This is a genomic window from Oryzihumus sp. JJN4-3R, from assembly GCF_057747915.1.
In genome coordinates, this window is sequence record NZ_CM173229.1 from 1,807,777 (window position 1) to 1,816,048 (window position 8,272).

The 8,272-nt window shown below is 67.5% G+C and carries 4 protein-coding genes and 1 rRNA gene; all 5 read right to left on the reverse strand.

What is annotated here, in order from left to right:
- Positions 1 to 20 precede the first annotated feature (20 nt).
- Positions 21 to 1,546 (reverse strand): 16S ribosomal RNA (locus AC3ANM_RS08335).
- Between the two features lie 678 nt (positions 1,547 to 2,224).
- Positions 2,225 to 3,226 (reverse strand): polyprenyl synthetase family protein, encoded by a 1,002-nt coding sequence (locus tag AC3ANM_RS08340; RefSeq protein WP_488287661.1) that lies wholly within the window; start codon positions 3,224 to 3,226, stop codon positions 2,225 to 2,227.
- Positions 3,223 to 4,788, reverse strand: a complete 1,566-nt coding sequence (nuoN, locus tag AC3ANM_RS08345; RefSeq protein WP_488287928.1) for an NADH-quinone oxidoreductase subunit NuoN — start codon at positions 4,786 to 4,788, stop codon at positions 3,223 to 3,225. Before nuoN ends, AC3ANM_RS08340 begins: the two co-directional genes overlap by 4 nt.
- 8 nt (positions 4,789 to 4,796) lie before the next feature.
- Positions 4,797 to 6,332, reverse strand: a complete 1,536-nt coding sequence (locus AC3ANM_RS08350; protein WP_488287662.1) for an NADH-quinone oxidoreductase subunit M — start codon at positions 6,330 to 6,332, stop codon at positions 4,797 to 4,799.
- Positions 6,332 to 8,269, reverse strand: a complete 1,938-nt coding sequence (nuoL, locus tag AC3ANM_RS08355) for an NADH-quinone oxidoreductase subunit L (protein ID WP_488287663.1) — start codon at positions 8,267 to 8,269, stop codon at positions 6,332 to 6,334. The genes AC3ANM_RS08350 and nuoL overlap by 1 nt, the downstream gene beginning before the upstream one ends.
- Between the last annotated feature and the right edge of the window lie 3 nt (positions 8,270 to 8,272).

The window sequence follows — 8,272 nt, forward strand, 5'->3', positions numbered from 1 at the left end:
GGGGTGCCAGTGCTCCTTAGAAAGGAGGTGATCCAGCCGCACCTTCCGGTACGGCTACCTTGTTACGACTTAGTCCCAATCGCCAGTCCCACCTTCGACAGCTCCCTCCCACAAGGGGTTGGGCCACCGGCTTCGGGTGTTACCGACTTTCGTGACTTGACGGGCGGTGTGTACAAGGCCCGGGAACGTATTCACCGCAGCGTTGCTGATCTGCGATTACTAGCGACTCCGACTTCATGGGGTCGAGTTGCAGACCCCAATCCGAACTGAGACCAGTTTTTTGGGATTCGCTCCACCTCGCGGTATCGCAGCCCTTTGTACTGGCCATTGTAGCATGCGTGAAGCCCAAGACATAAGGGGCATGATGATTTGACGTCATCCCCACCTTCCTCCGAGTTGACCCCGGCAGTCTCCTATGAGTCCCCACCATCACGTGCTGGCAACATAGAACGAGGGTTGCGCTCGTTGCGGGACTTAACCCAACATCTCACGACACGAGCTGACGACAACCATGCACCACCTGTGTACCGACCTTGCGGGGCGCACATCTCTGCACGTTTCCGGTACATGTCAAGCCTTGGTAAGGTTCTTCGCGTTGCATCGAATTAATCCGCATGCTCCGCCGCTTGTGCGGGCCCCCGTCAATTCCTTTGAGTTTTAGCCTTGCGGCCGTACTCCCCAGGCGGGGAACTTAATGCGTTAGCTGCGGCACGGATCTCGTGGAATGAGACCCACACCTAGTTCCCAACGTTTACGGCATGGACTACCAGGGTATCTAATCCTGTTCGCTCCCCATGCTTTCGCTTCTCAGCGTCAGTTATGGCCCAGAGACCTGCCTTCGCCATCGGTGTTCCTCCTGATATCTGCGCATTTCACCGCTACACCAGGAATTCCAGTCTCCCCTACCACACTCTAGTCTGCCCGTACCCACTGCAAGTTCGGGGTTAAGCCCCGAAATTTCACAGCAGACGCGACAAACCGCCTACAAGCTCTTTACGCCCAATAATTCCGGACAACGCTCGCACCCTACGTATTACCGCGGCTGCTGGCACGTAGTTAGCCGGTGCTTCTTCTGCAGGTACCGTCACTTGCGCTTCTTCCCTGCTGAAAGAGGTTTACAACCCGAAGGCCGTCATCCCTCACGCGGCGTCGCTGCATCAGGCTTTCGCCCATTGTGCAATATTCCCCACTGCTGCCTCCCGTAGGAGTCTGGGCCGTGTCTCAGTCCCAGTGTGGCCGGTCGCCCTCTCAGGCCGGCTACCCGTCGTCGCCTTGGTGAGCCACTACCTCACCAACAAGCTGATAGGCCGCGAGCCCATCCCCCACCGAAAAACTTTCCACACGATACCCATGCGGGTCCGTGTCGTATCCGGTATTAGCCCCGGTTTCCCGGAGTTATCCCAGAGTGAGGGGCAGGTTGCTCACGTGTTACTCACCCGTTCGCCACTGATCAGGAAGGAGCAAGCTCCCTCCGTCACCGTTCGACTTGCATGTGTTAAGCACGCCGCCAGCGTTCGTCCTGAGCCAGGATCAAACTCTCCGTTGATGTTTGCACCCCAAACCCGAAGGCTTGGGAAAACAGACCCCGAAGGGTTAAAAATCCGGCTGAAACAGAACCAAGCCCGCTGGACTTGAATTCAATAATCAACCAAAGGAAATTCGTCCGACATCACCAAGGACGCCGGGACGAGGTAATTGGCATCGATTTTTGGCACGCTGTTGAGTTCTCAAGGAGCGGACGCGCACCACCACCAGACACTCACGCCTGGATCCGGGGCTACCGTTCGTGTTTGTGACTTGCTGACCACCACCCGAACCCGAGTGACTCGCGCTGTCCGCGCCGGCCGCTTGTCGTGATCCACTGTAGCAGGCTCAGCGCCCGCTCCCGACCACCCTCACAGGCGCCAGGCATCCGCCGGAACCCGGCAGGCTTGCGGTAGATCATCAACCCCGGGACCGGCCTACTTCGCGCTGCGCTCTCACGCTGCCGCGGTGGCGTCCGTTCCTCCCTGTCGGGCTGACGAAGAGAACTTTACGCACGCCCTCGCCAGAACTCCAAATCGGCCCAAAAGGCCCAGTTCGCGCCCCCTTTCGGGCCCCGGAGGTGACGGGCACGGCATACCTGCGGAGGCGCGATCCGGCACGGAACACGGCGGTGCCGGGAACGACGAAGGGCGTGGGTGGCCCCGAGGACCACCCACGCCCTTCGCGTGGTCGGCAGGCGTCAGCCGGCGCGGTGGACGATGCCCAGCGCGAGGGCACGCAGCGCCTCCTGCACCGGCCCGTCGCCCAGCGGCTCGAGCAGCTGCTGGGCCTCCTCCGCGAAGGCCAGGGTCCGCTCACGCGCCTGGTCCACGGCGGGGTGGGCACGCAGCAGGTCCAGGGCCTCGGCGTGCAGCGCGTCGTCGCGCAGGTCGGCGGCGAGCAGCTCGCGCAGTCGCGCGTCGTCAGGATCGGTCGAGGCCAGGGCGTAGAGCACCGGCAGGGTCGCCACGCCCTCGCGCAGGTCCGTGCCCGGGGTCTTGCCCGACTCCCCGGTCTCGGAGCTGACGTCGATCAGGTCGTCGACGAGCTGGAAGACCACCCCGAGCCGCTCGCCGTACTGGCGCAGGATCTCGATGGTCTCCGGGGAGCAGCCACCGAACATCGCGCCGTAACGCGCGGCTGTCGCGATGAGGACGCCGGTCTTGTCCGCCAGCACGCCCAGGTAGTAGTCCACCGGGTCCGCCCCGGGGGGCGGCGAGTGGTCATCACGGATCTGGCCGGCGCACAGCCGAACGAACGTCTGCGCCTGGATCTTGACGGCCTCGGGACCGAGGCCCGCGACGATCTCGGACGCCTTGCCGAACAGCAGGTCACCGACGAGGATCGCCGTCGAGTTGCCGTAGCGGGCGTTGGCGCTCACCACGCCGCGCCGCACGTCCGCCTCGTCCATCACGTCGTCGTGGTAGAGCGAGGCCAGGTGGGTCAGCTCCACCCCGGCGGCAGCCGCGACCACCTCCTGGCTGATCCCCGAGCCGAGCTCCGCGGCCAGCAGCGTCAGCAGGGGGCGGAACCGCTTGCCCCCGGCCGTCAGGAGGTGACCGGAGGCCTCCGCGATGAACGGGTCGTCGTGGTCGACAGCTGCGCGCAGCGCCTCGTCCACGGCTGCGAGGCCGTCCTGCAGCCTCGCCGCCAGCTCCGGCGAGCTGGTCGGCAGCCCGAGCGTTGGTGACGCCGTGGTCATCGGATGAACAGCGCCGAGGTGGACGCCAGGTCGAGCACGGACGAGGGCAGGACGCCGAGGACCAGCGTCGCGAGGGTGCCGATCGCCACCGCGAGGGTGGTGACGACGGACGGGGAGACGACGGTCGTGGTGTCACCGACCGGCTCGGAGAAGTACATGAGCACGATGAGTCGAATGTAGACGAAGGCCGTCACGGCGCTGGCGAGCACCCCGACGACCGCCAGGACCGTGCCGCCGTGGCCGACCGCCGCGGAGAACACCGCGAACTTGGCGGTGAAGCCCGACGTGAGCGGGATGCCGGCGAACGCCAGGAGCAGGAAGGCGAAGACGCCCGCCACCAGCCTGTTGCGCTGGGCGAGGCCGGCCCACTGCGACAGGTGCGTGGCCTCGGAGCCGCCGGACCGGACCAGCGAGACCACCGCGAACGCCGCGATGGTGATGAACCCGTAGGCGACGAGGTAGAACAGCGTCGCCGAGACGCCGACCTGGTCGAAGGCGAGGACGCCGGTGAGGATGAAGCCGGCGTGGGCGATCGAGGAGTAGGCCAGCAGGCGCTTGACGTCGGTCTGGGTGACCGAGAGCACCGCTCCCACGACCATGGTCAGGATGGCCACGCCCCACAGGACCGGCTCCCAGTCCCAGCGGCTGCCGGCCACGCCGACGTAGAACAGCCGCAGCAGGGCACCGAAGGCCGCGACCTTGGTGCAGGCGGCCATGAACCCCGTCACCGGGGTCGGGGCGCCCTGGTAGACGTCCGGGGTCCACATGTGGAACGGCACGGCGCCCACCTTGAACAGCAGGCCGACGGCCACCAGCAGGACGCCGGGCACGAGCAGGCCGTCCATGCCGCCCTGGGTGGTGATCGCCTGCGCGATGACCTTGAGGTCCATCGAGCCGGAGAACCCGAACAGCAGCGCGGAACCGAAGAGGAAGAAGCCGGAGGAGAACGCGCCGAGCAGGAAGTACTTCAGCGCGGCCTCCTGCGAGAGCAGGCGCCGGCGACGGGCCAGGCCGGTGAGGATGTACAGCGGCAGCGAGAGGACCTCCAGCGCCACGAACATCGTCAGCAGGTCGGCCGAGGCCGGGAAGAGCAGCATGCCGCCGACCGCCAGCATCGTCAGCGGGAAGACCTCGGTGCCCGTGGCACCCGCCCGCAGGGCCGCCGCCTCGTAGGCCGAGCCGGGGACCGCCGAGCCCATCGGCGTGAACGCGTCCGCGCTGTGCCCGTCGAAGCGCTCGGCCATCGTGAGCACGCCCAGGATCGAGAGCACGATCAGGGTGGCCTGCAGGAAGAGCGCCGGCCCGTCGATGGAGACGGCCCCGGAGTCCGCCGCGCCGACCGTGCGACCCATGTTGTGCAGCGCCCCGAAGTACAGGGCCGCCAGCGCCCCGAGGAGTCCGGCGAGGGAGAGGGTGACCTGCGCGGCATACCGGCTGCGGCGGGGGGCGAACGCCTCCACGAGGACGCCCACCATGGCGACCCCGAAGACGACCAGCATCGGCGACAGCGCCGCGTAGTTGACCTTCGCGACGACGAAGTCCTCCGTCGCGAGGGACGGCATGGCGGCGATCACTTCGCACTCCCATCAGCTGCGGTGCCGTGCGTCGGGGCAGGGTCGGTCATGCCGATCTGCTGCATCGTCCGGGTCACGGCGGGGTTGATGACGTCGAGCACCGGCTTCGGGTAGAAGCCCAGCACGATGAACGCGGCGATCAGCGGGGCGACGACCCACTTCTCGCGGCCGGTCAGGTCCGGCGTCCCGGCGGCGATCTCCGGCTTGGGGCCGGTCATCATGCGCTGGTACATCAGCAGCACGTAGAGCGCGGCCAGCACGATGCCGAGCGTCGCGACGATCGAGGCCGCGCGGTAGCGCTGGAACGTGCCGACCAGCACGAGGAACTCCGAGACGAAGGTCGACAGGCCCGGCAGCGACAGGGCGGACAGCCCGGCGATGAGGAACACCCCGGCCAACGCCGGCGTCACGCGCTGCCACCCCCCGAAGTCGGGGATGCGGCGGCTGCCGCGGCGGCTGGCCAGCATCGCCCCGACGAGGAACAGCGCCGCCGTCGAGAAGCCGTGGTTGACCATGTACAGCGTCGAGCCGGACTGGCCCGCGGACGTCATCGCGAAGATGCCCAGGATGATGAAGCCGAAGTGGCTCAGCGAGGTGAACGCGATCAGCCGCATGATGTCGGTCTGCCCGATGGCCAGCAGCGCGCCGTAGAGGATCGAGATCACGGCCAGCACGATGATCACCGGGGTCGCCCACTTGCTGGCCTCGGGGAACAGCGGCAGGCAGAACCGGATCATGCCGAAGGTGCCGACCTTGTCCAGGACGCCGACCAGGAGCACCGACGTCGCCGGGGTGCCCTCCGCCGCCGCGTCCGGCAGCCAGGTGTGCACCGGCCACAGCGGAGCCTTGACCGCGAACGCGAAGAAGAAACCGAGGAACATCAGCCGCTCGACCGTGGGGTCGAGGTGCAGCCCGGTCAGGTGCGTCAGCAGGAAGCCCTCGGGCCCGCCGGGACCGTGCAGGTAGAGGGCGATGACCGCCACCAGCATGACCAGGCCGCCGAGCAGCGAGAACAGCAGGAACTTGACCGCGGCGTACTGGCGCTGGGGGCCGCCGAACGAGCCGATCAGGAAGTAGACCGGGACCAGCATGGCCTCGAAGAGGACGTAGAAGAGGAACACGTCCGTCGCCGCGAACACCCCGACCATGAACGCCTCGAGGACGAGCATGAGGGCGAAGTAGGTCTGCATCCGGCGACCGGGCTCGGGCACGTCACGCCAGGCGGCCAGCAGGCAGACCGGGGTCAGGATGACCGAGAGCAGGATCAGCACCAGCGAGATGCCGTCGACCCCGACCGCGTAGCTGACGCCGAACTGCGGGATCCACGAGTGCTGCTCGGCGAGCTGGAACCGCGCCGTCGAGTCGGCGTTGAACTGCAGGGCTGCCCCGACCGCGACCACGAGGGTCACCAGGGAGAAGCCGAGGGCGACCTGACGCGCCCTCGCCCCGGCACGCTCCGGCAGGAAGGCCACCACGAGCGCGCCGACCACGGGGATCAGCAGGGTCGTGGTCAACCACGGGAAGCTGGACATCACTGGACCACCCACACGGCACCGAGGATCACGACGACACCGGCGAGCATCGTCAGGGCATAAGAGCGAACAAAACCGTTCTGGACACGGCGGACCCGCGCGGACGTCCCCCCGATGAGGGCAGCCAGGCCGCCCACGGCACCGTCGACCCCCTTGCCGTCGACGAAGACGAGCGAGCGGGTGAGGTGGATGCCGGGGCGCATGAGCACGCCCTCGTTGACCACGTCCTGGTAGAGGTCCTGGCGCGCGGCGCGCGTCGCGAGCGAGCCGACCGGCGCCAGCACCGGCACCGGCTCCCGCCAGTAGCGCAGCCAGGCCAGGCCGACCCCGGCGGCGACGAGCAGCAGGGTCACGGTCATGAGGAGAGGGACGGCCACGACCGGACCCGCGCCCTCCTCCGGTGCGCCCACGACCGGCTCGAGCCAGCTGGTCATCACACCGGTCGGGCCGATGGCCAGGCCCAGCAGCGCCGAGCCGACGGCGAGCACCATCATCGGCACGGTCATCACCAGCGGGGACTCGTGCGGGTGCACGTCCTCGGTCCAGCGCTTCTTGCCGTGGAAGGTCATGAAGAACAGCCGCGACATGTAGAAGGCGGTGACACCGGCGCCGAGCAGCGCCGCGCCACCGAAGATCCAGGGCTGCCACCCCTCGCCCACGAAGGCGGCCTCGATGATCTTGTCCTTGGACCAGAAGCCGGAGAACGGCGGCACACCCAGGATGGCCAGCCAGCCGAGCCCGAAGGTGACCCAGGTGATCTTCATGACCCCGGAGAGCCGCCCGAAGCGGCGCATGTCGACCTGGTCGTTCATGCCGTGCATGACCGACCCGGCGCCGAGGAACATCCCGGCCTTGAAGAAGCCGTGCGTGAGCAGGTGGAAGATCGCGAACGCGTAGCCGACCGGGCCGAGGCCGGCGGCCAGCATCATGTAGCCGATCTGGCTCATCGTCGAGGCGGCCAGGGCCTTCTTGATGTCGTCCTTCGCGCAGCCGACGATCGCCCCGAACAGCAACGTGATCGCGCCGACGATGGCGACGACGAGCTGCGCGGTCGGTGCGCCGTTGAAGATCACGTGGCTGCGCACGACGAGGTAGACACCGGCGGTGACCATGGTCGCCGCGTGGATGAGCGCGGACACCGGCGTCGGGCCGGCCATGGCGTCACCTAGCCAGCTCTGCAGCGGGAACTGGGCCGACTTGCCGCAGGCGCCGAGCAGCAGCATCAGGCCGATCGCCGTGAGGACGCCCTTGTTGGCGGTGGCGGCGCCGGCGTCGACGCCGGCGAAGCTGACCGTCCCGAACGTGACGAACATCAGCATGATCGCGATGGACAGCCCGACGTCACCGACGCGGTTGGCCACGAAGGCCTTGTTGGCCGCCGAGGCGTAGGCCGGGTTCCAGTTCCAGAAGCCGATCAGCAGGTATGACGCCAGGCCCACGCCCTCCCAGCCCACGAAGAGCAGCAGGTAGGAGTCGGCAAGCACCAGCAGCAGCATCGACGCCACGAAGAGGTTCAGGTAGGCGAAGAAGCGCCGCTTGTCCGGGTCGTGCTCCATGTAGCCCAGGGAGTAGACGAGGATCAGCGACCCCACGAACGTCACCAGCAGGACGAAGGCCACCGACAGCGGGTCGACCAGCAGCCCGGCCTCCAGCCGGAACGACCCCGCCGGCACCCACGAGAACAGGTGCAGCGACTGGGCACGCTCCGCCGCCGGACGGCCGATCATCGAGATGGCGAGGATCGCGCCCACCACGAAGCCGGCCCACGACAGGCCGGTCGCCAGCAGCGGTCCGAACCGGTCGGTGCGACGGCCGCCGAGCAGCAGCACCGCCGCGCCGAGCATGGGGAGGGCGACCAGCAGCCACGCCAGTGACGTCACGCCACTGGCGCTCTGGACCGCGGCGGCGACAGTGCCCGCCGTTGCAGAGGAAATCACCTG